General features: G+C 62.6%; 22 protein-coding genes, 1 tRNA gene, 1 pseudogene and 1 riboswitch. Of the genes and pseudogenes, 14 read left to right on the forward strand and 10 right to left on the reverse strand.

What is annotated here, in order from left to right; translation table 11 throughout:
- Positions 1–42 precede the first annotated feature (42 nt).
- A riboswitch (ZMP/ZTP riboswitch) is annotated at positions 43–141 on the reverse strand.
- 194 nt (positions 142–335) lie between these two features.
- The 9 genes from NCT04_RS11985 to NCT04_RS12025 all read left to right on the forward strand — a co-directional run bounded on the left by NCT04_RS11985 (position 336) and on the right by NCT04_RS12025 (position 7,059).
- On the forward strand, positions 336–1,085 hold the full coding sequence (locus NCT04_RS11985; RefSeq protein WP_250465598.1) for an SDR family NAD(P)-dependent oxidoreductase: 750 nt from the start codon (positions 336–338) through the stop codon (positions 1,083–1,085).
- A 134-nt stretch (positions 1,086–1,219) separates the two neighbouring features.
- Positions 1,220–1,672 carry a tol-pal system-associated acyl-CoA thioesterase gene (gene ybgC / locus NCT04_RS11990; RefSeq protein ID WP_250465599.1) on the forward strand — a complete coding sequence of 151 codons (453 nt, stop codon included), beginning with the start codon at positions 1,220–1,222 and terminating at the stop codon, positions 1,670–1,672.
- A gap of 142 nt (positions 1,673–1,814) precedes the next feature.
- Positions 1,815–2,492: a protein TolQ gene (tolQ, locus tag NCT04_RS11995; RefSeq protein WP_016346195.1), complete on the forward strand. Its 678-nt coding sequence runs from the start codon at positions 1,815–1,817 to the stop codon at positions 2,490–2,492.
- A 9-nt stretch (positions 2,493–2,501) separates the two neighbouring features.
- Complete coding sequence (gene tolR / locus NCT04_RS12000) at positions 2,502–2,945, forward strand: protein TolR (RefSeq protein ID WP_244826192.1); 444 nt, start codon at positions 2,502–2,504, stop codon at positions 2,943–2,945.
- Positions 2,942–4,039 (forward strand): cell envelope integrity protein TolA, encoded by a 1,098-nt coding sequence (gene tolA, locus NCT04_RS12005; protein WP_244826193.1) that lies wholly within the window; start codon positions 2,942–2,944, stop codon positions 4,037–4,039. Before tolR ends, tolA begins: the two co-directional genes overlap by 4 nt.
- Before the next feature lie 120 nt (positions 4,040–4,159).
- A complete protein-coding gene (gene tolB, locus NCT04_RS12010; RefSeq protein ID WP_244826194.1) occupies positions 4,160–5,452 on the forward strand; it encodes a Tol-Pal system beta propeller repeat protein TolB in 1,293 nt (430 codons plus the stop codon).
- A gap of 54 nt (positions 5,453–5,506) precedes the next feature.
- Positions 5,507–6,013: a peptidoglycan-associated lipoprotein Pal gene (gene pal / locus NCT04_RS12015; protein WP_244826195.1), complete on the forward strand. Its 507-nt coding sequence runs from the start codon at positions 5,507–5,509 to the stop codon at positions 6,011–6,013.
- Between the two features lie 55 nt (positions 6,014–6,068).
- A complete protein-coding gene (ybgF, locus tag NCT04_RS12020; RefSeq protein WP_250465601.1) occupies positions 6,069–6,818 on the forward strand; it encodes a tol-pal system protein YbgF in 750 nt (249 codons plus the stop codon).
- A 165-nt stretch (positions 6,819–6,983) separates the two neighbouring features.
- Positions 6,984–7,059 (forward strand) — tRNA-Lys (locus tag NCT04_RS12025).
- Between the two features lie 71 nt (positions 7,060–7,130).
- Here the strand turns inward: NCT04_RS12025 and NCT04_RS12030 are convergent.
- Positions 7,131–7,475: a hypothetical protein gene (locus NCT04_RS12030; protein ID WP_250465603.1), complete on the reverse strand. Its 345-nt coding sequence runs from the start codon at positions 7,473–7,475 to the stop codon at positions 7,131–7,133.
- 413 nt (positions 7,476–7,888) lie between these two features.
- Here NCT04_RS12030 and NCT04_RS12035 point away from each other — a divergent pair, with 413 nt between their 5' ends.
- Positions 7,889–8,962, forward strand: a complete 1,074-nt coding sequence (locus tag NCT04_RS12035; RefSeq protein WP_244826198.1) for a helix-turn-helix transcriptional regulator — start codon at positions 7,889–7,891, stop codon at positions 8,960–8,962.
- On the opposite strand, the gene NCT04_RS12040 is transcribed toward NCT04_RS12035, so the two are convergent.
- Positions 8,959–12,408, reverse strand: a complete 3,450-nt coding sequence (locus NCT04_RS12040; RefSeq protein WP_250465605.1) for an ATP-binding protein — start codon at positions 12,406–12,408, stop codon at positions 8,959–8,961. The two genes, NCT04_RS12035 and NCT04_RS12040, sit on opposite strands and share 4 nt — an antisense overlap.
- A 4-nt stretch (positions 12,409–12,412) precedes the next feature.
- Positions 12,413–13,682: pseudogene (locus NCT04_RS12045) on the reverse strand (metallophosphoesterase family protein).
- 175 nt (positions 13,683–13,857) lie between these two features.
- Between NCT04_RS12045 and NCT04_RS12050 the strand changes: the two are divergent.
- Complete coding sequence (locus NCT04_RS12050; RefSeq protein WP_244826201.1) at positions 13,858–14,085, forward strand: hypothetical protein; 228 nt, start codon at positions 13,858–13,860, stop codon at positions 14,083–14,085.
- A gap of 3 nt (positions 14,086–14,088) precedes the next feature.
- Here the strand turns inward: NCT04_RS12050 and rsmA are convergent, their stop codons facing one another.
- From rsmA to NCT04_RS12070, 4 genes are all read right to left on the reverse strand, one after another.
- Positions 14,089–14,898 carry a 16S rRNA (adenine(1518)-N(6)/adenine(1519)-N(6))-dimethyltransferase RsmA gene (rsmA, locus tag NCT04_RS12055; RefSeq protein ID WP_250465607.1) on the reverse strand — a complete coding sequence of 270 codons (810 nt, stop codon included), beginning with the start codon at positions 14,896–14,898 and terminating at the stop codon, positions 14,089–14,091.
- A 47-nt stretch (positions 14,899–14,945) separates the two neighbouring features.
- Positions 14,946–15,947 carry a 4-hydroxythreonine-4-phosphate dehydrogenase PdxA gene (gene pdxA / locus NCT04_RS12060; protein ID WP_250465609.1) on the reverse strand — a complete coding sequence of 334 codons (1,002 nt, stop codon included), beginning with the start codon at positions 15,945–15,947 and terminating at the stop codon, positions 14,946–14,948.
- Between the two features lie 6 nt (positions 15,948–15,953).
- On the reverse strand, positions 15,954–17,318 hold the full coding sequence (locus NCT04_RS12065) for a peptidylprolyl isomerase (RefSeq protein ID WP_404989346.1): 1,365 nt from the start codon (positions 17,316–17,318) through the stop codon (positions 15,954–15,956).
- 125 nt (positions 17,319–17,443) lie between these two features.
- Complete coding sequence (locus NCT04_RS12070; protein WP_244826204.1) at positions 17,444–19,834, reverse strand: LPS-assembly protein LptD; 2,391 nt, start codon at positions 19,832–19,834, stop codon at positions 17,444–17,446.
- 246 nt (positions 19,835–20,080) lie between these two features.
- On the opposite strand from NCT04_RS12070, the gene NCT04_RS12075 reads away from it, so the two are divergent.
- From NCT04_RS12075 to purB, 3 genes are all read left to right on the forward strand, one after another.
- Complete coding sequence (locus tag NCT04_RS12075) at positions 20,081–21,106, forward strand: aminoglycoside phosphotransferase family protein (RefSeq protein WP_250465610.1); 1,026 nt, start codon at positions 20,081–20,083, stop codon at positions 21,104–21,106.
- 6 nt (positions 21,107–21,112) lie between these two features.
- Complete coding sequence (murU, locus tag NCT04_RS12080; protein ID WP_250465612.1) at positions 21,113–21,820, forward strand: N-acetylmuramate alpha-1-phosphate uridylyltransferase MurU; 708 nt, start codon at positions 21,113–21,115, stop codon at positions 21,818–21,820.
- Between the two features lie 95 nt (positions 21,821–21,915).
- Positions 21,916–23,304 (forward strand): adenylosuccinate lyase, encoded by a 1,389-nt coding sequence (purB, locus tag NCT04_RS12085; RefSeq protein WP_250465613.1) that lies wholly within the window; start codon positions 21,916–21,918, stop codon positions 23,302–23,304.
- A gap of 106 nt (positions 23,305–23,410) precedes the next feature.
- Here the strand turns inward: purB and NCT04_RS12090 are convergent, their stop codons facing one another.
- The 3 genes from NCT04_RS12090 to NCT04_RS12100 form a co-directional block, all read right to left on the reverse strand.
- Positions 23,411–23,905, reverse strand: coding sequence for a gluconokinase (locus tag NCT04_RS12090; protein WP_244826208.1), 495 nt, complete (start codon positions 23,903–23,905; stop codon positions 23,411–23,413).
- 10 nt (positions 23,906–23,915) lie between these two features.
- Complete coding sequence (locus NCT04_RS12095) at positions 23,916–25,280, reverse strand: GntP family permease (RefSeq protein ID WP_250465615.1); 1,365 nt, start codon at positions 25,278–25,280, stop codon at positions 23,916–23,918.
- 264 nt (positions 25,281–25,544) lie between these two features.
- Positions 25,545–25,856, reverse strand: coding sequence for a hypothetical protein (locus tag NCT04_RS12100; protein WP_250465617.1), 312 nt, complete (start codon positions 25,854–25,856; stop codon positions 25,545–25,547).
- Positions 25,857–25,941: the final 85 nt, after the last annotated feature.

Consider the following 25,941-nt stretch of genomic DNA (forward strand, 5'->3'; position numbering starts at 1 on the left):
CGGAACGGACAGCCACCGGCAACGCAGCGACGGCGCGCGGATCTCAGCTGCCCAGGCGAACGGCAAAACGACACTCCGCGCTTCCTAGTGGGTCGTTCCACCTTGAATCCGAAGATTCTATCGCCAGTCACGCGGGGTTTGAGCGTTGTAGTGTAATGGTGCGGCCGGGTTTAGGCAACTTGGCGAGCGTCTGCGAAACGCTTGAAACGCACGATCGTTCGGGTTTGCAGTTGCTTGCCGCATCGCATCATTGGAAGTACTCTGTGCGCCGTTGCCGGTCGTGTGTCCGCGCGCGCTCCGGTACAGCCCCAACCCCCACTTTCCGGAGCCCGCTCATGATCGTATTCGTCACCGGCGCCTCTGCCGGCTTCGGCGCAGCCATTGCCCGCACTTTCGTCAAGGGCGGCCATCGCGTCGTCGCGGCCGCGCGCCGTAAAGACCGGCTCGCCGCGCTATCGAAGGAACTCGGCGACTCGCTCTTGCCAGTCGAACTCGACGTGCGCGACAGCAATGCCATCAAGAGCGCCATCGCCTCGCTGCCCGAATCGTTCGCCCAGATCGACGTGCTGGTCAACAACGCGGGCCTCGCGCTCGGCCTCGAACCGGCACAACGCGCGAATCTCGACGACTGGAAGAACATGATCGACACCAACTGCATGGGACTCGTCGATGTCACGCATGCCGTCCTCCCCGGCATGGTTGCGCGCAATCGCGGTCACGTGTTCAACCTGGGTTCGGTCGCGGCGTCCTACCCGTATCCGGGCGGCAACGTGTACGGCGCGACCAAGGCGTTCGTGCGGCAATTCAGCCTGAACCTGCGCGCCGACCTTGCCGGAACCGCGTTGCGCGTGACGGATATCGAGCCGGGCCTGTGCGGCGGCACCGAGTTCTCCAACGTGCGCTTCAAGGGCGACGACGACAAGGCCAGCGCCGTCTACAAGGACGTGCAGCCGCTCACCGCCGAGGATATCGCCGACGCCATCTACTGGATTGCGACGCGCCCCGCGCACGTGAATATCAACGCGATCGAACTCATGCCCGTGGCCCAAACCTTCGGACCGTTGCAAATACACCGCGGCTCGTAAGAGGAATCGACTGTATTTGGTGGCCCAACTTCCGCTTCCGGTAAAATGCCGCGGATGTTTATTTGTCAAAAAGCGAGCCGGAGCGGGTCCAAAAGCCTCCGCGCGAGCGGGGCGGCGCAAAGGTGAGTGATTCGTTGAATTTCGAATGGCCGATTCGGGTGTACTACGAGGACACCGACGCGGGCGGCATTGTCTTCTACGCGAACTACCTGAAGTTCTTCGAGCGTGCGCGCACCGAATGGCTGCGCGCGTGCGGTATCGACCAGCAGCGGCTGGCCGAATCGGCCGGCATCGTGTTCGTCGTGAGAAGAACATCCGTCGATTATTCGGCTCCCGCGCGCCTGGACGACTCCATTCGCATCGTGAGCCGTATCGCGCGGCTCGGGCGCGCATCGGTGGATTTTCATCAGGAAGCGTGGCGTGACGCGGTTCTTCTTGCAAGCGGCGATATTCGCGTCGCTTCGGTGGATCGCGCAACGATTCGCCCTGCCGGTATTCCCGAACGAGTTCTCGAAGGATTGAGGCGCGGTCCTCATGCCGGGCAGGTCGTGCTTGCCGCGGACGAGCGTCGCGCGCACCCGGTTTGAACGCTTCACGAGCAAGAGCCGGCCACGAGGCGGCTTTCGTTTTATTGATGTCGCGGTCACGAAAGCCTGACGCGCCTTTGACCGGAAGCCCCTTTTCCGGACGTAAATAGCAGCTAATAGCAGGTGGAAGCAGCGGACTTTTATGAACAACACACAAGACTTGTCGATCGTATCTCTCGTCATTCATGCGAGCCTGCTCGCGCAGGCCGTCATGGCCCTGCTGCTTCTGCTCTCGCTGCTGTCGTGGACTTTCATCTTCCGCAAGTGGTTCGCCATTCGGCGCGCGCGCGCGCAAACCGAGCGTTTCGAACGCGATTTCTGGTCCGGCGGCGACCTGCAGGCGCTGTATCAAAGCGCGGCGAACAACCGTCACACCATCGGCGCGCTCGAGCGTATCTTCGAATCGGGCATGCGCGAGTTCTTGAAGGGCAAGGAGCGCCGCATCACCGATCCGGGCGCGATTCTCGACGGTTCGCGCCGCGCCATGCGGGCTGCCTTTCAGCGTGAAATGGACGTGCTCGAAGCGAATCTCGCGTTTCTCGCATCGGTCGGCTCGGTCAGTCCGTATATCGGTTTGTTCGGCACGGTCTGGGGCATCATGAATTCGTTCCGCGGCCTCGCAAACGTACAGCAGGCAACGCTCGCCAACGTGGCGCCCGGCATTGCCGAAGCGCTCGTCGCGACCGCGATCGGCCTCTTCGCCGCGATTCCCGCCGTGGTCGCTTACAACCGCTACGCTCACGATATCGACCGTCTGGCGATCCGCTTCGAGACCTTCATCGAAGAGTTCTCGAACATCTTGCAGCGTCAGGCGCACTAAGGAGTCACAATGGCAGGCTCGTCCCGTTCCAGCATGCGCGGCAGTTCGCGCCGCGCCATGGCCGACATCAATGTCGTGCCGTATATCGACGTGATGCTCGTGTTGCTCGTCATCTTCATGGTGACGGCGCCGCTCGTGTCGCCTTCGATCATCAACTTGCCGACCGTCGGCAACGCGCAGCCGCAGGAACAGCAGCCGCCGCTCGTCATCAACATCAAGGCCGACGGCAGCATGAACGTGCGCTACAAGGAAGAAGGCGGCGCGACGCAAGAGCAGAGAATGACCAAGGACGACCTGAACACGTTCGTGCTCAATCGTCAGGAGTCGCATCCGGATCAACCCGTCGTCATCGCGGCGGACAAGACCGTGAAGTATGAAGTCGTCATGAACGTGATGTCCGATATGAAGGCGCGCGGCGTGAAGCGCGTCGGATTGCTCGTCAAATCGCAATGACCCTTTTGCAGAACCGGCAGACGCGCGGCTCATCAGCGCGACCCATCCGCCCGCCGCGCGAACGCGGTACGGGCCGCGCTTTCGCGCTCGCCGCCGTCATGCACTTGCTGCTTGGCTGGTTGCTATATCACGGCATCAACTGGCAGAACAACACCCCCGCCGGAGCCGAGGCGGAACTGTGGACCGAGATTCCCGACACGCCTGCTCCCACGCCGCGCGTCGCGCCCCCGCCGCCCGTGGCCGTGAAGCCGCAGCCTGCGCCGCCGCCCGCGAAGGACGAGGACGCCGACATCGCGCTGCAGGAAAAGAAGCGTAAGCAGGAAGCCGCCGCACGCGATGCACAATTGGCCGAGCAGCGCCGCCAGCAGGAATTGGCGCAGCAGGAAGCCGAAGCGAAGCGCCAGCAGCAAGTCGCCGCTCAGGCCGCCGCGGCGGCCGCCGCGCAGAAGGCCATGCAGGACAAGCAAAAGCAGATCGAACAGCAACGTCAGGCCGACCTGCAAAAGCAACAGCAGGCGAAGCTGCAACAGGACAAGGCGCGTCAGCAGCAACAAGCCGAAGCGCAAAAGGCCGAGCAGCTTCAGGAACAGAAGGAAGCCAAGGCGAAAACCGATGCCGAAGCCAAGGCAAAAGCCGATGCGCAAGCCAAGGCCAAGGCCGCGGCGCAGGCAAAAGCCAAGGCGGATGCGGAAGCGAAGGCGAAGGTCGATGCCGAACGCAAGTCGCGCCTCGCGCAGTTGCAAGGGCAGCTCGGCGGCGGCACGAATTCGAGCGGCGAAGGGCTGGCCAAGGGCGGCACCGGCAAGGGCGCGGGCGGCAACGCGGCGTCGGCGGGTTATGCCGAGAAGGTGCAGCGTCGCGTGCGGCCGAATATCATCTGGTCGGGCGAAACGTCCGGGCTGGAAACGGTCGTGTCGGTGCGCTGCGCGCCTTCGGGCACGCTGCTTTCGGCGACCATTACGCGGTCGAGCGGCAACGAGCAGTGGGACGCTGCCGCGTTGCGCGCGGTGCAGCGCTCCGATCCCATGCCGAAGGACATTAACGACCAGGCGCCAGGGTCATTTACGATCACGCTGCGCCCGGCTGGCAGTTGATTGCGCGGGATCACTGCAAAGCGCAAGACCGTTGCCGCACGGGAACGAATCGTGCAATCGGGGGTCTGTTTGTGCAGTCTCGGGTCACTTGAAAACGCATTTTTCTGGAACGAATACAGCATGAGTTTGATGAAGAAGCTTGGCTTGAAAACGCTGGTCGCATCCTGTCTGATCGCCGCCGGTACCGCCGCACATGCCCAGTTGAACGTGCTCGTGACTGGCGTCGGTTCTACCCAGTTTCCGATCGCCACGGCCAACTTCGCCAATGAGGGCAGCTCACCGCAACAGGTCAGCGCGATCATTCGTCAGGACCTGCAGAGAAGCGGCAAATTCACGAATATCGACGCGGGCGGCACGCCGGTTTCCGAGACCGATTCGGTCGATCTCGGCGCATGGAAAGCCAAGGGCGCGGACGCGTTCGTATCGGGTAGCGTGAACAAGCTGCCGAACGGCCAGTACGAAGTGCGCTTCCGTCTCTACGACACGGTCAAGCAGCAGAATCTCGGCGGTTTGTCGCTCGTTTCCGCCGAAAGCGGCCTGCGCATGAGCGCACACAAGATCGCGGACTACATCTACGCCAAGTTGCTCGGTGGCCGCGGCGTGTTCGCAACCCGTCTGTCGTACGTCATTCAGACGGGCGGACGCTACCAATTGCAGATTTCGGACTCGGACGGTCAGGACGCGAAGATCGCCCTTTCCAGCCCGGAGCCAATCATTTCGCCGGCATGGTCGCCGGACGGCACGAAGGTCGCCTACGTGTCGTTCGAAAAGAAGAAGCCGGTGGTCTACATCCACGATCTGCCGACCGGGCGGCGCGTGGTCGTATCGAATCAGAAGGGCAACAACAGTGCGCCGGCGTGGTCGCCTGACGGCAGCAAGCTGGCCGTGGCCTTGTCGCGCACCGGCAATACGCAGGTTTTCGAAGTCAACGCGGACGGCTCTGGCCTGCGTCGTCTGACACAAGGCAGTTCCATCGATACCGAGCCGGCCTTCTCGCCCGATGGCAACTCCATTTACTTTACGAGCGATCGCGGCGGCCAACCGCAGATCTACAAGATGCCGGCGGCGGGTGAAAACGCCGGCGCGGCCCAGCGGGTCACGTTTACGGGCAGCTACAACACAAGCCCGCGCGTGAGTCCGGACGGCAAGCAACTCGCGTACATTTCGCGCACCGGTGGCGGCTTCAAGCTGTATTTGCAGGACCTCGGGTCCGGCACGGCGACGGGGCTGACCGACACGACGCATGACGAATCGCCGAGCTTCGCGGCGAATGGTCAGTACATCCTCTACGCCACCCAAGTGAACGGACGTGGCGTGTTGGCAGCCGTATCGACCGATGGTCGTACGCGGCAAGTCTTGTCCGTACAGGGCGGTGTGGTGCGCGAGCCGTCCTGGGGTCCGTTCATGCAGTAAGTTCAGCAAACACGTTCAAATACAACGTTCAGCTACAACACAAGGAGAGGTACCATGATGTCGAAACTTCGTATCGGCCTGGCAGTTGCGATGGTCGGCGCATTGGCAGCTTGTCACTCGGGCGTGAAGCTCGATGAAGGCGCGAACAAGGGCTCGGTCGGCACGCAGCCGAACCCGACGGACGTCAAGCAGGTCAACATCGACCCGCTGAACGACCCGAACAGCCCGCTCGCCAAGCGCAGCATCTTCTTCGACTTCGACAGCTACGCCGTGAAGGACGACTATCAGCCGCTGCTGCAACAACACTCGACGTACCTGAAGAGCCACCCGGAACGTCACGTCCTGATTCAAGGCAACACCGACGAGCGCGGCACGAGCGAGTACAACCTGGCGCTTGGTCAGAAGCGTGCGGAAGCCGTGCGTCGCGCCATGTCGTTGATGGGCGTTGCCGATTCGCAAATGGAAGCGGTAAGCCTTGGCAAGGAAAAGCCGATGGCGACGGGTCACGACGATTCGTCGTACGCACAGAACCGTCGTGCGGATCTTGCCTACCAGCAATAACAGCAGCAATAGCAGTAGTCCACGTAACGTAACTTAGTCACGGGTGAGTTGCCCTATGTTGTATCGCTTTTCCTTGCTGCGCCTTGCCGCAGCCGCGTGCGTCGCAGGTTCGACGATGCTTGCCGTGCCCGCGCACGCTGGCGTCTTCGACGACAACGAAGCGCGCAAGGCCGTACTCGATCTGCGCACGAAGACGGACAGTCTGGGCAACCAGTTGTCCGCCGCGCAGCGCACGATCCTCGATCAGTCGAATCGTATCGATCAGCTTAATCAGCAGGTCGCGACGCTTCGAGGGCAGAACGAGGATCTGGGCAATCAGGTTGCCACGCTGCAGAAGCAGCAGAAAGACTATTACGCCGACCTCGATACGCGCTTGAAGAAGTTCGAGCCGCAGCAGCAGACTATCGACGGCGTATCGGGCGCCGTGCAACCTGGCGAGACGGAAGCGTTCAACGCGGCATCGACCGAGTTCCGCAACGGTGACTACAAGAATGCCGCGACTTCGTTCAAGGCATTCGTCTCGAAGTATCCGCAGAGCCCGTATCAGCCGACCGCGCAGTATTGGCTCGGCAACGCGCTGTATGCGCAGCGCGACTACAAGGGATCGACTGGGGTCTGGCAGAATCTGGTGAAGACGTACCCAACGCATCCGCGAGCGCCTGAGGCGTTGCTCGCAATCGCGAATAACCAGATCGAACAGGGTCAGAAAGCGGCTGCTAAACAGACGCTGCAGCAGATCATCTCGCAGTATTCCGGCACTGAAGTCGCACAGTCGGCGCAGAGCAAGATGTCGCAGGTGAAGTGACAAGAAGCATCGAAGCATCGAGCGAAGCTTTCGGGTTTCGCGCCTCTCGAGACGAATGCCCGCGGGCCGTTGCGCCGCGGGCGTTTTTCTTTGTTTCGTCGATGCGCGCACAGCCCGCGCTGCCTTGACAGAATCCGAAACGGCCGATTATAATTTCGCCTCTTTGGGTCGTTAGCTCAGCTGGTAGAGCAGCGGACTTTTAATCCGTTGGTCACAGGTTCGAATCCCGTACGGCCTACCAAAGAAATCGAAGGGCCGCGCTTAGCGCGGCCCTTTCCTTTTTCTTCGCTGGCTTCGCACCAGCACCAGTCTTCATCGTTCGAGCAATTCGACCCTTGGCGTCAACTCAAGCGCCGCTACTGATTCAAAATTCGCGTTGGCCTCGCTCACAGCGCGATCCGCGTCTGCACGGCGCCGCTTGTACTTCAAGTGCTTGCCAAGTCCGGCGCCGAACACGATCAGTCCGGCGAGCGCGAATGGCCACTCGATGTAAGCCATCATCAGCAATAACAGGCCCCACGCCGCATGAGGCCAGAGCTTTGGCTGGGCTGGCACCGAACGCATGGCCACATCGAGTCGCGCGAGCGCCGCATCCAATCCGTCGACGGCGCCGTGCCGCTCTTGCAACCGCGCTTCGATCTCGTACACCGCGCGCATCGACTTTTCCTTCGACGGAAGCGACAATGATCCGATATCGCCCAGCAAACCGATCGCTTCGTTAACCTGCGCAAACGAAGGTCTCAGCGCGAGGAAAGTCGGTTCGTGTTCCGGCAGCCGCATCGCGCGATGAATGTCCAACCGGCTCACGCACACGCCGTGCGAGAAGAAATACCGCTGGATGGCATGTGTTGTCCGGCCCTTGAGCTTCTGTAAAAGCTCCTCGTTGGCTTGCTCTCGTTTGCTCATGCTTCTGAATGCTCCTCGACGCTCGTTTAACCGTGGGCATTCTTTCCGCTCGCCGCGCGAAACGTCACTAGAACAATCCTAAACAGCGCTCGACCGTTCGAGACATCCTCTGTCCCAATGCTGCCTATAATCAAACCTCTCCGCTTCCAACCCAACGCACCGTCATGACCTCGAGCCTCGACGAAGCCATTCTCCGCGTGCTGCCAACCGAACGCGACGCGCTCGCGTGGCTCTCCACACCCGAAATTCGCCGTCGTCTCGAAGAGCGCGGGCATCGCGTTGGATACACGAAAAAAGTGCAGCGGCATCTCACCGCGCTCGAAGCCGAATCGCGCGTCATGTCGATGCAAAACGGCCGCGAACTGCTCTGGCAACGCAAACCGTGGCTGCATGGTCTGCAGGAAGGCGTCGGCTTGATGAGCGCATCGGAAGCCGTGGCGTTTCACATCCTGCAGCGCTTTGCCGGCAACAAGCTGCCGAACGCGGTCACGCGCGACATCGACCCGCTCTTCAAGGCAGCCGAAGCGCGGCTCTCGCAGGAAAAGGCGGACAGCCGCATCTACCGCGCGTGGGCGGACAAGATCGATTCCGTCGATGGCGCCTTCACGCTGATTCGTCCAAAGCTGCGTCCGGACATCTTTCAGGCCGTGGCGACAGCGACTTTCTTCGAGCGCGAACTGCTCGTGCAGTACCGCGCCGCGTACAAAGGCGAGCAAGGCGACGCGCCAAAAACCAGGACGCTCTGGCCGCTCGCGCTCGTCGAATCCGCTGGCGTGATGTACATGGTCGCGCAGGACCCGGGCCGTGCGCCGCGCCCGGAAAAAGGCGAAAAGGAATGGGTGCGCGCGCTGTACAGGCTGGACCGCATTCGTTCGGTGTCCGAGTCGGGCGAGTCCTTCACGTATCCCGAAGACTTCAAGCTGCGCAAGTACATCGAGACGCAGCAGGTCTTCGACTTTCTGCCCGAGCCGCCCGTGCGCCTCGAACTCGCGTTCGAAGGCAGTTCGGGCAACCAGCTACGCGAGTCGCCGATGTCGAAAGATCAGCACATCGACATGCTGCCCGACGGCCGCATGAAGGTGACCGGCACGGTGACGCCGAGCCTTAAGCTGCGCTGGTGGCTGCGCGCGCTCGGCGCGGGCGTCGAGATTCTCGCGCCGCAAACGCTGCGCGACGAATTCGCGGACGACTTCCGCAAGCTCGCGGCTCGGTACGCGCGTGCGAGTGAAACCGCCTAGCGCATGAAGTGCACGTTGACCTTCGGTCCGAACACTTCGCGCACCATGTCCACGAGATGATCGTGATGGCTCAAAAAAATCACCTGCGTGTGCATCGCGATTGCGCTCAAGACGCGCAGGCCGGCGCGCGCGCGGCCGTCGTCGAAATTGATGAAGAGATCGTCGGCCACGAACGGTAGCGGCGACGCCTTCTCGGCATGCTCCTCCAACGCAGCCAGACGCAGCGCGAGATAAAGCTGATCGCGCGTGCCTTCGCTCATGCCGGTGATCTCGACGTGTTCGCCGCTCTCGCGAATGGCGGCGAGCGCCATCGGCTGGCGGTCGTAATCCACGGCGAGCCGCGAGAACGCGCCGAGCGTGAGCTCCGAGAAAATCGTGCTTGCGCGCGTGAGCATCGGGCCTTGACGGCGTTCGCGGTATCGGTCGATCGCCCACTTCAGGAGCGTCGATGCCGTCTCCACCTTGACGAAGCGCTCGGCGGCATCGGCCATGACGGATAGCGCTTCCTGCCGCTTCGCTTCGGCGCGCGCGGCGTTGCCTTCGCCGGAGATCGCGTTGAGTTCGCGGCGCGCGGCATCGAGCTCCGTCGCCAGTTCGCTCGATGCCTTCACGGAATCGCCGAGCGCCGCGCCGATCAGCGACAGTTCGCCGTGCAGACCGGACAGGTCCGCGCCCTCCACTTCCGCGATCAGAACGTCGAGCGCGAGGCCGTCGCCACCTTTGATCAGCGCATCGCGCGCGGCATCGATCGCGGTGAGCAACGCGCGCTTCTTCTGCGATTTGCCGATGAGCGGCGCGAGCAACTCCGCGCTGTCCACGCGGGCCCGCTCGTAAAGCGGACGCAGCGCCGACTTCGCTTCCTCGACGCCCGCCTCGGCGCGGCTCACCTGCTCGCTCGCCGATGCCAGTTCCTTCTTCAGACGCTCGGCATCGGCACGCGCCGCGCACGCGGTATCGAGCCGCGCCGAGAGTTCGGCCGCGATTGCGCCGGGCTCACGCACATGGTTCGTGCCATCGAGTTCAAGCGCGAGCTGCCTTGCATCGGACTCGAACGAGGCGAGCGCCGCGCGCATGGCGTCGATCTGTCCGTGGCGAATGGCGTCGATCTGCACGAGCTGTTCGCCGATCTTGTGGACGATACCAATGGCCAATTCGGCCGCCGCCTGCGAGTCCGCCGCAGCCGCCACGCCCGCTTTCGCCGCGGCTTGCGACCATTCGGCTTGCCATCGCTCGAAGGCAAGCGCAGCGGCCTTGGCCGTGTTCTGCCGCGTGACCAGTTCCGCTTGCGCTTCGTCGAGTTGCCCGACGATATGACGCCGCTCGATCACCGCTTCGTCGATAGCGCCGATATGCGCTTCGGCGGCATCGCAGAGCGCGTCAAAGTCGGCGGTGGCTTCCGCCAACGGCAAATGCCGCGCGAGGTCTTCATGGCGCGTGGCCGCTTCGGCGCTTTCGCGCTCGAACTCTTCCGCGCGCCGGGCAAGCGTGCGCGCCGCCTCGATTACGTGCTCGCGACGCGTGAGCCATGAAGGGACGTCGTCGAGCGCCATCTCCGCAATTTGACTGTGCGATGCGAGCGCGTGCCACGCCGCATCGACGTCCGCGAGCGCTTTTGCGGCTTCGTCCGCGCTGCGTTGCCTTCGTGCGAGCGTTTCCTGATCGACCGCCACGCGCCGCTGCAACGCGCTGAACTGCGTGGCTTGTCCGATGGAATCGAGTCTGCGGTCGGCAAGGTCATCGGCGGTGTGCATCGCCGTCTCGAAAAGCGGCGCGCCCGAATCGAGCGGCGTCGCGCCACTCTTGAGCGCGTGCCACGCGGTATCGCGCGTCTTGCGAGCACCGCGAACCTGATCGCCCGTGACGACATCATGCGTCTGCGTGAAATCGGCGAGTTCGGCTTGCGTGGCGTGCAGCGCGTCGTGCGCTTCGTTCATGCGATCGGCGGCGCGCGTCAGCCGAAGCGCGAACTCCTGCCGCTCGTTGCGCAAGATGGCGATACGCTCGATCGACGGCAAGTTCATCGCTTGCAGTTCGGCAATTGGCCGCGACCATTGGCCAAGCGATGCAAGGCCCGCTTCGAGCGCTTGCGCGGCTTCGCGGCGCGCGTCGCCGAGACGGTCTTGCGCCGCGCCCGTTTCGCGATACTTCTGCGCTTGCCGCAGCGCGCGACGCAACTCCTGCGAGACCTCGCCCTCGGCGATGCCGCCAAGTCGCGCCTTCAATGTCCCGATCTGGCCGAGCGTCTCATCGACCGAGCGCGCCGCATTGCGCGCCGCCGTCTCCAACGTGCCGCGTTCGCGCATCAGGCTCGTGACCGTCTGCAACGCAAGCTGTCCGGGCAGCGCCTGACGCGCGCCCGCTTCGTTTTGCGGCCAGCCGAGTTCCGCGCAATCCTGCGCGACTTGGCGCAAGCGCGCGGCGACATCGTGTTCGAGTCGCGCGATGTCGGTCGCGTGATGCGCGCACCGATGACGCGTGGTGTCGAGCGCGCGTATCCGGGTTTCCAGCGCGAGCAACGCGTGGTCGATACGGATTTCGTTCAGCTCCGCCTGACGTTGCGCCGTCGCCTTCGCGTGCAGCTCGTGCGCGGTTTGCGCCGATGCAAGCCGTGTCAGCGCGCTTTGCAAGACAGCTTCGGCGTCGGCGGGAAGATCGGTGACTTCGCCGAGTTCCGCGAGCTCGGCCGCCTTCTCGCGCCACACGTTCAAATACGGCGCGACGCGGCGAATCCGCTCCAGCTTGCCGCGTTTCGCTTCGAGTTCCGCGCGACGCGTTTCGAGCGCGCGGCCGCGCTCCTCGGCTTCATCGACCGCCGTATATGTCTTGCGCCATTGCGTCGTGCGCACGCTTGCCATCTTTAGTTCGCTCGTGGCTTCCTCGAATTGCTTGAGGCCGATGTAATACGCGCGGTCGCCTGACTTGCGCTTGGCCCAGAGCGCGTCCGCTTCCTCGGCCAGGCGTTGCCGCACGGCGCCAAGACTCGCAATGCCCGCAGCCGATTGAAACAGCACCTGCCCGACATCGCTCGATGCATCGAGAATGCTTCGTCCGCCCGCAATCAATCCTTCGTGGCCGAGACAGTACATCTGCTCGAAGAAGCTCTTGTCCGCCGTGCCGATGAAGGGCGCGAGCGCATCGGCGGCGAGCGCGTCGCCATTGGGTTTGGCAAGCGACGCCTTGCGGCTCTTGGTGCGATGAAACGCGAGCGTCTCGTCGTTCAGTTGCAGCGTTGCGCCGAGTTGCAGATCGCTCTGCGGATGCACGAACGCGAGCGGCGAGCGCTGCGGAATGCCGAACAGCAATTCGGCAATCGCCGTCTTGATGGTCGACTTGCCCGCCTCGTTCGGTCCGACGATGAAGTGAAAATCCTGCGGCGCCGCCGGAAATTCGATGACGCGATCCGTGAACTTGCCGAAGCGAATCAGTTCTAGCTTGCCGATGCGCATGAGCCTATTCCGCATCCGCGAGTTGGGCGATCAGACCAGAGCGCACTTCGGCGACGATCCGCGCGAGATCGTCGTTTCGCACGTATTCGAGTTCGGGCACCGACTTTTGTAATTCGCTCGGCGCCTGCGACGCCAGACCGATCAAACGCTCTTTCAACATGCTTAGAAATTCCGGGTCGGACTCGGCTTCGACCAACAAGGCGTGCAGGTCGGCGAGCGCATCGGCGCCGCCGGCGAACGGTTCGCCCGCCGCGCTCGAATGCACGATCGGCTGCGTCGCGATCTTCACTTTTTCCAGCCACAGACGGTCGTGGCTGATCGCCGCGATCTGCGCCAACACTTCGGCGCGCAGTTGCGCTTCGAGACCGAATAGCGCGCCATGCGCTTCGGTCGCGCCGGTGATGGTCACCCGCACCGCGAGCGGCACGGGTTGCGCGGCGGATTCGACGAGCGCATCGAGCGCGCGTCCGACCGCGAGCGCGACGTCATCGAGCGTGACGGCTTCGCTGGCATCGACGATAACGGACTCCCAGCGCAAGACATCGATGAAAAGCCGCGCGACGCTCACCTCTTCCGTCTCCGAAACCGTGGACGATCACCGCGCCGCGCCGGCCCGTTTCGCGGATGTTGCGGCCCTGAAGGTTGCCAGGAAACACGATCGTGGAGGCCTCTTGCCAGATGGCGAAATCGTGCACGTGGCCAAGCGCCCAGTAGTGATATTGCCGCGCGTGCAACTCGGCGATCGAGCACGGCGCGTAACTCGCGTGCGCCGCGCTGCCTTCGAGCGCGGTATGCAACACGCCGATGTTGAAGTAGCCCTCGACCGGCTGCGGATACGCGGTGACGAGATTCGTCGTGACCGCTTTTTCCTTGAAGCTGTGGCCGTGCAGCGCCACCTTCAGGGCGTCGAGTCGAAAGGTCTGCGGTTTTCTGCTCGAAAACGTGTGCACGTTGTCGGGCAGCTGCAACTGGCTCGTCATCTCGCTCTCGGCGTCGTGATTGCCGAAGAGTACATAAACCGGAATGCCCGCGCGTCGCAAGCGCCCCATCTCGCGGCAAAAGAAGATGCCCGTGTTGTAGTCGCGCCAGGTGCCGTCGTAGAGATCGCCCGCGATGACCATGAAGTCCACCGCCTCTTCGAGCGCGACATCGACGAGTTTCGTGAATGCGTCGCGCGTGGCGTTGCGCAAGAGATCGGCGGGCGCGTCGGCATAAGCGGCGAGACCGTGCAACGGGCTGTCCAGATGGATATCCGCCGCGTGAACGAACCGCATGGCGTTGCCTCCTTTTTGATGTACTCGATGACCGCGCGGAGCGACGATGATAGCAGCCGCAATGAACGAATCGCGTCGCGTTGGAACGTGTTTCTTCGGGACGCGATGTGTCCCTGCGGGCTTGCACAATGACTCACTCGCATCCGCCGAAGAACGAACAGAACGAGGAGAACAAGTGAGCGCAACGAGCCCTTACACCACGCAGACAGTCGATGCCGCCATCGTGCATCTGGAACGCGTCCTGTCGAAGGAAGGCGCGAATTCGCTGTTCGGCCAGACGTACTGGCGCAGTCGCGTGCAGCAGGTCAGCGCGACGCGCGGCCTGCATCGCGACCAGCGCATGCGGCTCGAACGTCTCATGCGGCTGCTTTCGGACGTTTCGAGCGCCGCGCTATGTCTATGACACTCAAGCCCGCACGAGCGCTTGTGCCAGCGCAACGAACTCCGCCACCGGCACTTCTTCGGCGCGACGCGCGAGATCGAAGCCGAGCGCGTCGAAGTCGATTCTGTCGCGATACGCGCCGAGATTGTTGCGCAGGACCTTGCGACGCTGCGCGAAAGCAGCCTTGACGACTTCACTCAAGGTCGCCTCATCCACCACGGGCAGTTCGTGCGGCGCGAACGGAATCATCCGCACGATCGCGGAATTCACTTTCGGCGGCGGCTGGAAAGATTCGGGCGGCACGTCGATCAGCTTGTCCATCACATAGCGGTATTGCAGCATCACGGACAGGCGGCCGTAGTCCTTGCTGGCGGGCTCGGCAATCATGCGATCGACCACTTCGTCCTGCAGCATGAAGTGCTGGTCGATCACCTTGGGCGCGAAGCTCGTCAGGTGAAACAAGAGCGGACTCGAAATGTTGTACGGCAGATTCCCGACGATACGCAGCGTCGGCTTGTCGCCTTCCAGCGCGAGCGAGCCGAAGTCGAATTCGAGCGCATCGGCGGAATGCACGACGAGACGCTCGCCAAAGCGCTTTTCCAACCGGCCGATCAGATCGCGGTCGAGTTCCACTGCGTGCAGCGGCGACTCGGGCGTGGCCACCCGTTCGATCAGCGGCTCGGTCAGCGCGGCAAGACCCGGTCCAATTTCGACCATGCGTTCGCCGCGTTTCGGCGCGATCGTATCGACGATCGAATCGATCACGCCCTGATCGACGAGAAAGTTCTGCCCGAAGCGCTTGCGCGCGAAATGGCCCTGGTGTCTGGTGGACATCGGTCTGACGCCTTTGAAACTGATGTGGATGAAGAACCGCGCGACGCTCAGACGCCGCGCTTGTCTCGGTGCTTGTGGCGCGCCATCGTGACGGCGGCGTCGATGGCCGCGATCATGCTGCCCGCATCGGCGCGGCCCGTGCCCGCGAGATCGAGCGCCGTGCCGTGATCGACGGAAGTGCGGATGATCGGCAAACCCAGCGTGACATTGATGCCTTCGCCAAAGGTTGCGAATTTCAGTACCGGCAAGCCCTGGTCGTGGAACATCGCGAGCACGCAATCGGCGTCTTTCAGATAGCGCGGCTGAAACAGAGTATCCGCCGGATACGGACCCGGCGCGTCGATACCGAGCGCGCGAGCACATTCGAGCGCGGGCGCGATGACATCGATTTCCTCGCGGCCGAGATAACCGTTCTCGCCCGCATGCGGGTTCAGCCCGGTCACGAGAATACGCGGCGCGGCGAGGCCGAAATGCGCGCGCAGATCGTGATCGATGATGCGCAGCGTCTCGACCAATCCGTCGATGGTCAGTGCCGCGGACACGTCCTTCAGCGGCAGATGCGTGGTGGCAAGCGCAACGCGCAATGGCCGCTCGCCCGTGCCCGCCAGCATCATCACGACTTGCGGCGTATGCGTGCGCTCGGCGAGATATTCGGTGTGGCCGGTGAAAGGCACGCCGGCGTCGTTGATCGTGCTCTTTTGCAGCGGTGCGGTAACGATGGCGTCGAACCGGCCTGCGAGCGCGCCGTCGATGGCTGCATCGAGCAGATTCAGCACGTAACGGCCGTTGGCCGCGTTCAGCTTGCCGGCCTCGGCGGGCGCGGCAAGCGCATGATGCTCGATCTCGATTCCACCATGCGCGGCAGGCCAGGACGCGGCGCGTGCCTTGAGCAACTCGCGGTCGCCCAGCACGACGAAGCGCGCTAACGGCCAGCGCGCGTGCGCTTCCTGCAGGGCGGCCGCCGTCAATTCCGGACCGACGCCCGCCGGTTCGCCCGTGGTGATCGCGATGGTGATCGCCGGGGCGAGCGGATGGGTGTCGGCGTTCATGCTGTCTTACTGCTGGGCTTGCGCCGCAATGCCCTTGTACTGCACGTAGGCGGTGTCACGCAGTTCGCGCAGCCAGTCGGAGTACGCCTGTTCCGCCTTGCGCTGACCAATGGCCTGACGCGCGATATCGAGCTGCTGCGTGGCCGACCCTTCCGCGTCGCGCCGGCCCAGCACCTGGATCAGGTGATAGCCGTATTCGCTGCGCACCGGGTCGCTCACGGCGTCGTCCTGCAGGCTGTTCATCGCGCGTTCGAACTCGGGCACGGTTTCGCCCGGGCTGATCCAGCCGAGATCGCCGCCTTGCGAGGCCGAACCGTCTTGCGAATACGTGCGCGCGAAGTTCGCGAAATCGCCGCCCGAGAGCACTTGCTGCTTGATGTCGAGCAGCTTCTGGCGCGCGGATTGTTCCGACATGCCATCCGACACGCGCAGCAGAATGTGACGCACGTGCGTCTGCACGAGCTTCGGCGCATCGGCCGCGGTGCCCTGGCTCGCGCGGCGTTCGACCAGCTTGACGATCTCGAAGCCGCCGTCGGTGCGCAGAAGCGTCGGCACGACCTGACCGGGACGCAACGTGGCCACCGCCGACACGATGCCCGCCGGCAACGTGCCCGGCGTGCGAAAGCCGAGGTCGCCGCCCTTGCCTGCGTCCGTGTCCTGCGAATTCTGCTTGGCAAGTTTCGCGAAGTCGTCGCCGTTTTGCGCTTGCTTAAGCACGGCGTCGGCTTGCGCCTGCACCTTCGCGACATCGGCGGAAGATGCGTCGGAAGACAGCTTGAACATGATGTGCTGCAGGTGCAGATCGCTCGAGTTGCGCGCGCCGGGACCGCGCTGGCTGGCGATGTAGTTCGCCACTTCGCCGTCGGACACGGTGATCTTGCTGTCCACTTCCTTTTCGCGCAGCTTGGAAAGCGTGAGTTCGGTGCGGGCGTCGCGCGTGAAGGTGGCCCAAGGCACGCCTTGCGCCTCGATGCGCGAGCGGTAGACGTCGAGCGTCATCTGGTTTTGCTGCGCGAGACGCTCGAGCGTGCGGTTCACGGTGGCGTCGTCGACGACGATGTTGTCTTCCTTCGCGCGCTGCAACTGAATGCGCTCGAGCACCATCTGATCGAGCACCTGCTGCTGCAATTGTTCAGCGGGCGGCACCGGCGCGTTCTGTTGTTGCAGACGCTGCGCGATGAGGCGCGAGCGATCTTCGAGTTCGCGCCGCGTAATGACGCCGTCGTTGACGATCGCGACGACCGAATCGGTGACTTGGGCACTGCTGCCATTCGACAACGCCTGCGCACCGGCCGGCGAACTCAGGATCAGAGCGGCAGCGATCACGCTTGTTGCAACTACCGTCGATCGAAACATATTCACGTTTGCCACAGATACTCCATCAAATACGGGTCGTGCCCGTTCGTATGCTGCTTCTCGTGCGGTTCTGGCGAGCCGCCTTACTGCTTCTTAGCTGCGTGTTAGAGGATGCCTTGTCCGCCTGCGTTCCCCGAGGCTCACTCGTAGTTGCTGTAGCGGGCGAGCGGCGGCGCTGCTGGCGGCGGAGGCTGGTAGCCCTGGACGCTCGCGCGGAACGCGCTGACGAGGCCGTTGTCGACGTTCGACAGGCCCTTGAACGTAAGCTGCGCGAGCACGCGCGTGCCGGACGAGGGCTGACCGCTGGTGTTGACGCCATTAGCGTAACGTTGCGCGCCGAAACCAAGCGCCCAGCAGTCGGCATCGTACTGGAAGCCCACGAGGCCGTCGACGAGCCGATGACTCGCAAGATCATAATTGACACGAGCGACCGCATAGAGGCGATTCGTGAGCGGCCACTCGCCGGACACCAGGATCTGGTTGATCGGCTCGTTCACGAGCGTGGTCTGGTTGGAACGCGTGTAGCGGTAGCCGACGTTGATCACCTTGCGGTCGGCCGGGCTGAACGCGAAGCCGATGCTCGAGCGCACGAGCTGATTATTGTCGACATTATATTGGAACGCGGTTTCCGAGGCGAAACCAGCTCCCAGCTTGATCGCCGCGCCCGCGATGAGGTCCGAGTGCTTGGCCTCGTTGATCGGCTGATCCTCGGAGATCGTGACGCGCTGGCTCGTGAAATAGTACTGCTGCGCGATGACGAAACGCGCACGTTCATCGCCCGTCGCCGGGTTGATGAAGCGCGTCGTGAGGCCCGCCGTGATGCGGTTTGCGTCCGCGATCCGGTCGTTGCCGACGAACGTGTTCGGCGTGTAGATCTCGGCGAGACCGAAGTCGGCTTCGGCGGTATCGAAGATCGGCGCGAAATTCTGGTTGTGATACGGCGTGTAGACGTAGTAAAGCCGCGGTTCCAGCGTCTGGATGTAGTCCTGGCCGAAGAGCCGCACCGAGCGGTCGAACACGAGACCCGAGTCGAAACTGAGCGTCGGGATCGATTCGGTGAAGTTCTTCGGCTGACCTGCCGGCGTCAGCGGTTGACCCGCAATCGGCCCGGTCGCGATATGGCTCAGGTCGTAAGAGGCGAAGTGCCACTGAATCTTCGGCGTGACAAAGTAGCCCGGCGCGTTGACCCCGTAACTCACGTACGGGTTGAAGTACATGCGCTGACCGTCGGTCGCGCCTTCCTCGGTGATCGTGAAGCGCGTGAAATCCGCTTCGGCGCCGTAGTCGAAACCGCCGACGTTGAACTTGCTGTACTGCACGTTCAACTGCGGTTCGCGCGCATACGGCGGGACCGACGGCTGCAACGTCTGCCAGCGCTGTTCGCGCGCAAGCACGGACCACGGTCCGTTGCTGTATGTCAGACCCGCTTCCTGCTGGTAGAGCAACTGCGTGCCGTTCAGGAACTGGTTCGACGCGTTGCCCAGGTCTTCCGGATACTGACTGTCCGAAACCTTGTTGTAATTGACGTAACCCGCAAAGCCGCCGCCGAAGTTCTGAAAATGCTTCCAGAAGATGGCATAGCGGTTCGTGTGCGTTTCGCGATCGTTCGGCAAATAGTCGCCAGTGAACGAGCCGGAGTAAGTAGGCGACAGATAGCGGTACGTCGCTTCCATCAGCACACCGCGCTGCGTCATGACGCGCGGCGTCACCGTCAGATCGCGATTAGGCGCGATGTTGAAATAGTACGGCGCCGTCAGTTCGAAGCCCGTGTTCGAACTCACCGAAAAAGTCGGCGGCAGAAAGCCACTGCGGCGGTCGCCCGTCAACGGAAACGACAGCCACGGGCTTGCGAATACCGGCACGCCCTGGAAGAACAGCACGCCGTTATGCGCGACGCCGTCTTCGGCGCCGGTATCGAAATCGAACGAACTGCCCTTGATGTACCAGGCCGGATTGGTTTCGCACGCGCAGGCCGTGTAGGTGCCGTGATCGACACGCGCCCGCTCGTTATCGATGATATCGATGCGCTCCGCGCTGCCCGAGCCGCCCGTCAGCAGGAAGTGGTACTTCGGGTTCGTCATGAACCCTTCGTTCGCCTCCACCTTCAAATGCGCTTCGGGACCCACGAACGACACGCCGTTGTTGATGAGCCTGACATTGCCGAAAGCATCGGCCATGTCGGTGTCCTGGTCGTAATGGAGCGCATCGCCCTTTATGACCGTCACCGTGCGCCGGATTTCCGCCGAACCTTTCGCCGCCATGTCCTCGTCGGACGTGCCAGTGGTCTTGTCGCCGAGAAGAAAACTCGTTGGCTGCTGGCCGCTCTTCAGCGGGCGCTCTTCCAGTTGGGGCGCGAGACGCAGGCTGCCGGGACCGTCGATTGGCTGCGGTTCGGCTGCGGGTCCTGCAAGCTGAGCGTGCGCGAAAGCGGGCATCAGGCCCGGAACGGATAAAAGCGCGGCGACGAGCCGCCGCCGGCGTGGCTGAGCGTCGCCTGGAATCTTCGATGCGGGAAACTGTCGTGGCGGCATGTATGGGTGGCGGTTCGATCCCGTTCGCGTCCTGAGCGCGATGCCGACAAGTCTGCGGCCGCGCTTTTGGCCGCGCTGTGACCGCACATGCGTCGAGGTCGAAACTGGACGGTCCGTTGCCAGGCAGGGACGACACTCGATCGAACGGTGACGCGGACAGTCGTCGGGCCTGGCGCCAGGCTTGAAACGGATCGCTTAAAAAAGTCGTGGGGTATTATATGGCAAGATGTTTTGCCTCTCGAATTTATGACGCACATTCCCCCCGATTCCCGCTTCGAACAACTTCGTTCGTGGCTGCAAACCCTCACCGATCGTTACCGGCTCGATGTCGCGACGCTCGCGCCCGCTTCGGCCGACGCCAGCTTTCGCCGCTACTTCCGGCTGGAGAGCGCATCGGAGCATGGCAGCACGCTCATCGCCGTCGATGCCCCGCCGCCCGAGAAATGCCGCGAGTTCGTGCAAGTGGCAGGCTTGCTCGAAACCGCCAACGTGCATGTACCGAAGATTCTCGAAGCCGACTTCGAGGCCGGCTTCATGCTCGTGACCGATCTCGGCACGACCACCTACATCTCCGTCCTCGATGAAAAGAACGCGCGCGGGCTCATGCGCGACGCCATCGACGCGCTGATCCGCTTTCAGCAGACTTCGCGCGAAGGCGTGCTCCCGCCGTTCGACGAAGCGTTCCTGCGTCGCGAGATGGAGTTGATGCCCGAGTGGTTCATCGGCCGTCACCTTGGCCGCGAGGTCACACAAGCCGAGCGCAAGACGCTCGACAAGACCTTCGATCTGCTCGTCAAAAGCGCGCTCGCGCAACCGCGCACTTTCATGCTGCGCGACTTCATGCCGCGCAATCTGATGGTCGCGGAGCCGAACCCCGGCGTGCTGGATTTTCAGGACGCGGTGTACGGGCCGATTGCGTACGACATCGCATCGCTCATGCGCGACGCGTTCATCAGCTGGGACGAGGAGTTTCAGCTCGACTGTATCGTGTACTACTGGGAACGCGCGCGAAAGGCCGGCCTTCCGGTCGATGCGGACTTCGGCGAGTTCTATCGTCAGGTCGAGTGGATGGGCCTGCAGCGGCACATCAAGGTGCTCGGGCTGTTCGCGCGCATTCATTATCGCGATGGCAAGTCGCACTATCTGGCGGACTTGCCGCGCTTCATCGGCTACGCGCGCAAGGTGGCCGAACGCTACGCGCCGCTCTTCCCCTTCGCGCGTCTGCTCGATCAGTGGGAAGGCCGCGCGATCGAAGTCGGCTATACGTTCTGAGCGGCCATGAGTCAAGTCCTCAACACGGCGATGATCTTCGCCGCCGGCCGCGGCGAACGCATGCGCCCGCTCACCGATTCCTGCCCGAAGCCGCTGCTTGAAGTCGGCGGCAAGCCGTTGATCGTCTGGCAGATCGAGCGGCTCGCGGCGGCGGGCATCCAAACCATCGTCATCAATCACGCGTGGCTCGGCGAGCAGATCGAAGACGCGCTCGGCGACGGTTCGCGCTGGGGCGTCGAGTTGCGCTACTCCGCCGAGACCGACGCGCTGGAAACGGCGGGTGGAATCGCGCAGGCGCTGCATCTGATCGGGCGCGGCGTGTTTATCGCGGTGAGCGGCGATGTGTTCTGCGAGTTCGACTACGCGTCGCTCGGCGAGCGCGCCGACAAGCTCGCATCGCGCGATACGCCCGGCATGCATCTCGTGATGGTGCCCAATCCGCCCTTCCATCCAAACGGCGACTTTGCGTTGCGCGAAGACGGACTGCTCGCCATCGACGGCGCGCCGCGCCATACGTTCGGCAACATCGGTCTCTACGACACGCGCATGTTCCATGACCTGACTCCGGGTACGCGCCGCGCGCTGACGCCGTATTACCGCGAGACCATCGTGGGGAAACGCGCCACCGGCGAGTTGTACGTAGGCCGCTGGGAGAACGTCGGCACGCCCGCGCAACTCGACGCGCTAGACCGGGAATTGCGCGCCCAAGGCTGAGGCGCGCCGGGATTGGGACGCATCCGATGGTAAAATGCGCAGTTCTGCCGTCTTTTCCTTCCAGCCGCAAGCAGAAGCTGACACGCCAAGCCATCATGTCCGATATCCGTCCCGATACCCTCTTCGCGCTCACCGCGCTTTCGCCGCTCGACGGTCGCTACGCCTCCAAGACCGAAGCCCTGCGCGAATGGCTCTCCGAGGCCGCATTCATGCGTCACCGCGTGACGGTCGAAATTCATTGGCTGATCGCGCTGTCGCGTGCGGGCTTCGCCGAAGTGCCGCGCTTTTCCGAGGCATCCGAGCAATTTCTGCTGAGCTTGGCCGAGCGCTTCACGGCGCACGACGCGGCGCGCATCAAGGACATCGAGCGCGTCACGAATCATGATGTGAAGGCAGTCGAATACTGGCTGAAGGAATCGGTCAAGGGTCAGCCGGAACTGGAACGCGCGAGCGAGTTCATTCACTTCGCGTGTACGTCGGAAGATATCAACAACACGTCGCACGGGCTCATGCTCGCCGGCGCGCGCGAACATGTGATCGTGCCCGCGCTGCGCTCGGTGCACGAGCGCCTGGTGAAGCTCGCGCACGCACATGCCGAACAGCCAATGCTCTCGCGCACGCACGGCCAGCCCGCGAGCCCGACGACGCTCGGCAAGGAAATCGCCAACGTGGCGGCGCGTCTGTCGCGCGCCATCGAACGTATCGTCGAGGTGCCGTTGCTTGGCAAGATGAACGGCGCGGTCGGCAATTACAACGCGCATCTGTCGGCGTATCCGGAGTTCGACTGGGAAGCGTTTTCGAAGGATGTCGTCGAAAACCGTTTGAAGCTCACGTTCAATCCGTACACGATCCAGATCGAGCCGCACGACTACATGGCGGAACTGTTCGATGCCGTCGCGCGCGCGAACACGATTCTGCTCGACCTCGATCGCGACGTGTGGGGATACATCTCGCTTGGCTACTTCAAGCAGCGCACGAAAGCGGGCGAGATTGGTTCATCGACGATGCCGCACAAGGTCAACCCAATCGACTTCGAAAACTCGGAAGGCAATCTCGGCCTAGCGAACGCGACGCTGCGCCATCTTTCCGACAAGCTGCCGATTTCGCGCTGGCAGCGCGACCTCACCGATTCGACGGTGCTGCGCAATATCGGCGTGGCATTCGGCTACTCGCTGCTCTCCTACGACGCGCTGATCCGCGGTCTGGACAAGCTCGAGGTGAACGCGGCGCGCCTGAACGAAGATCTCGACAATTGCTGGGAAGTGCTCGCCGAGCCCGTGCAAACGGTGATGCGCCGTTTCGGCATCGAGAATCCGTATGAGCAACTGAAGGAACTGACGCGCGGCAAAGGCATCACGCGCGAAGGCTTGCAGACGTTCATCAATGGTCTCGCGATTCCCGCGAATGCGAAGCAGTTGCTGCTCGACATGACGCCGGGTTCGTATATCGGCAAGGCGGTCGAGCTGGCGAAGCGAATCGCTTGACGTTCGATCGGGCCGCTTGAGCCGGCCCTTCCGCACTTGCTCGCTTCATAAAAGAAGGCCCCGCGCTTGAACACGCGGGGCCTTTTTGATGCCTATCGCTCCAGACTCAGCGCGTCTTGAGCTTCTCGATCACGTTATCCACGATCTGCTCAGGCGTGAGTTCAATACTCTCGATGATCGCCTCGTCTTCGCCCGGCTCTTCGAGCGTATCGAGCTGGCTTTGCAACAGCGACGGCTCGAAGAAGTGGCCTGTACGCGTCTGCAGGCGCTCCTTCAACACGTCGAACGTGCCTTGCAGATAGACGAAAACGACGTCCTTGTCGCCATCGCGCAAGATGTCGCGATACGAGCGCTTCAACGACGAGCACGTGAACACCGCCGTTTCGCCCGCGCGCTTTTTCTCTTCGATCGCCGCGCGGATCGTCTTGAGCCACGGCCAGCGGTCGTCGTCCGTCAGCGGGATGCCCTTGTGCATCTTTTCCTTGTTGGCGGCGCTGTGGAACGCGTCGCCGTCAGTGAACGGGCACTGCAGGCGTTCCGCCAGCATTTCGCCGATGCGGGTTTTGCCGGCGCCCGAGACGCCCATCGCGATGAGAATCATCAAAATCTCCTTACACGACCGCCGCGAGCGCGAAGGTCAAACCTAAACCCATCAGGGAAATCAGCGTTTCGAGCAACGACCAGGTCTTGAACGTCTGTCCGACCGTCATCCCGAAATACTCTTTGATCAGCCAGAAGCCGCCATCGTTCACGTGCGAGAAGATCAGCGAGCCAGAGCCGGTAGCAAGTACCAGCAACTCGGGACTGACGTGACCGCCTGCCGCCGCTGCAATCGGCGCCACGATACCGCAAGCGGTCGTCATGGCGACAGTCGCCGAGCCGGTGGCCAGGCGAATCAGCGCGGCGACGAACCAGCCGAGCAGCAAGGGCGAAAGATTCGCTTGCGAAGCCGTGGCGACGATCTGCTGAGAAATGCCGCTCTCACGCAGGATATTGCCGAAACCGCCGCCCGCGCCCACGATCAGCGTGATGCCCGCGATCGGCGCAAGACATTCGCCGCAGAACTTCTGGATCTGATCGCGATTGAAGCCGCGCGCCGCACCGAAAGTCCAGAAACTGACCAGCACGGCAATCAGAAGCGCCATGTCGGACTGACCGACGAAGCGTAGCAGGTCGTTGGGCAGCGTCTTCGGCGTGAAGACCAAGTCGGCCCAACTGCCGACGAGCATGAGAATCACCGGCAACAGAATGGTGAAGAGCGTAATGCCGAAGCTCGGCAGATCGCGCTTTTTTTCCGTATCGCCATGCTTGCTGATGAACTGGTCGGCCAGCGCATTGGCATCCGGCAGCTTGATGTACTTGTGGATCATGAGCGCGAAAAGCGGCCCGGCGACAATGGCGGTCGGAATCCCGACGATCAGACCATATGCAATCGTCCTGCCGATATCGGCGTGATACGCCTGCACCGCGAGCAACGCGGCCGGGTGCGGCGGAATCAGACCGTGCACGACCGAAAGGCCGGCGACCATCGGCAGACCGATCAGCAGCAAGGACTTGCCCGTGCGTTTGGCGACATTGAACGCGATCGGAATCAGCAGCACGAAACCCACCTCGAAGAACACCGGCAAGCCCACGATGATCGCCACGACCATCATCGCCCAGTGAATGTTCTTTTCGCCGAAGACATTGATCAGCGTATTGGCGACGCGCTCGGCGCCGCCGGATTCCGCCATCATTTTGCCGAGCATCGTACCGAGACCCACGACGATGGCAATATGCCCGAGCGTATTGCCGTTGCCGGTCTCGAACGCCTTGACGATCTTGTCCATCGGCATGCCGACCGCAAGCGCGAGCAGCACGGACACGATGATCAGAACGAGAAACGGGTAAACCTTAAAACGCGCGATCATCAGGATCAGAACCGCGATCGCGATCACCGCATAGAGCAGGAGCATGCTCCCGTGGACGGCCGGCATGACGCCTCCTTTGATTTTGTTGAGGTTTTTGGCGCTATGCGTGCGTTTGCCGTCGCTGCAAAGAAGCAACGGGCAAGCGCGTGCACCGCGCCGAAGAATCGGGATTTTACTGGTAAGCGGGAAAGTCGTCCGTAAAGCGGTCGAAGGACAACATAAAGCTGAATTTGGATGCGCGCGCCGTCGCTTGAATATGAAAAAAGCCGACTCTTGTTGAGAGTCGGCTCTTTCGTGCAAATTGCTTCGCGCTGATTCGAACAGCTTGAATCAAGACGCCGGATTCGCGGTCGATGCGGCAGAACCGCAGGTGAAGGTGATCTCGCGCGGATTGTTACGGCCTTGATTGCCTTGCAGACCGTCGACTGCCTGCACCAAAACCACTTGGCGATCCTGGCAAATCTTTGTCGCCGCGCTCATGCACGACTTCTGCGACTCGAACAGACCGGAGCATGTGACACGATAGGCTTCGCCCTGATTTGCGATGTTCACCTTTCGAGCCGTATAGGCCATGCCTGTGTCGGTGGTGCATGCAGACAACATTGCCGCTGCGGAGATGATGGAAATAAGATACTTGAACATCTTGTGACTGCCGGGTAATTGATGGTTGCTTGAATCGAGCGCCTGGGCAAACGCGCGACTACGCGAATGCCCAGGCTTTGCTTCC

This window comes from Caballeronia sp. GAFFF2 (assembly GCF_023631485.1).
Classification (GTDB): domain Bacteria; phylum Pseudomonadota; class Gammaproteobacteria; order Burkholderiales; family Burkholderiaceae; genus Caballeronia.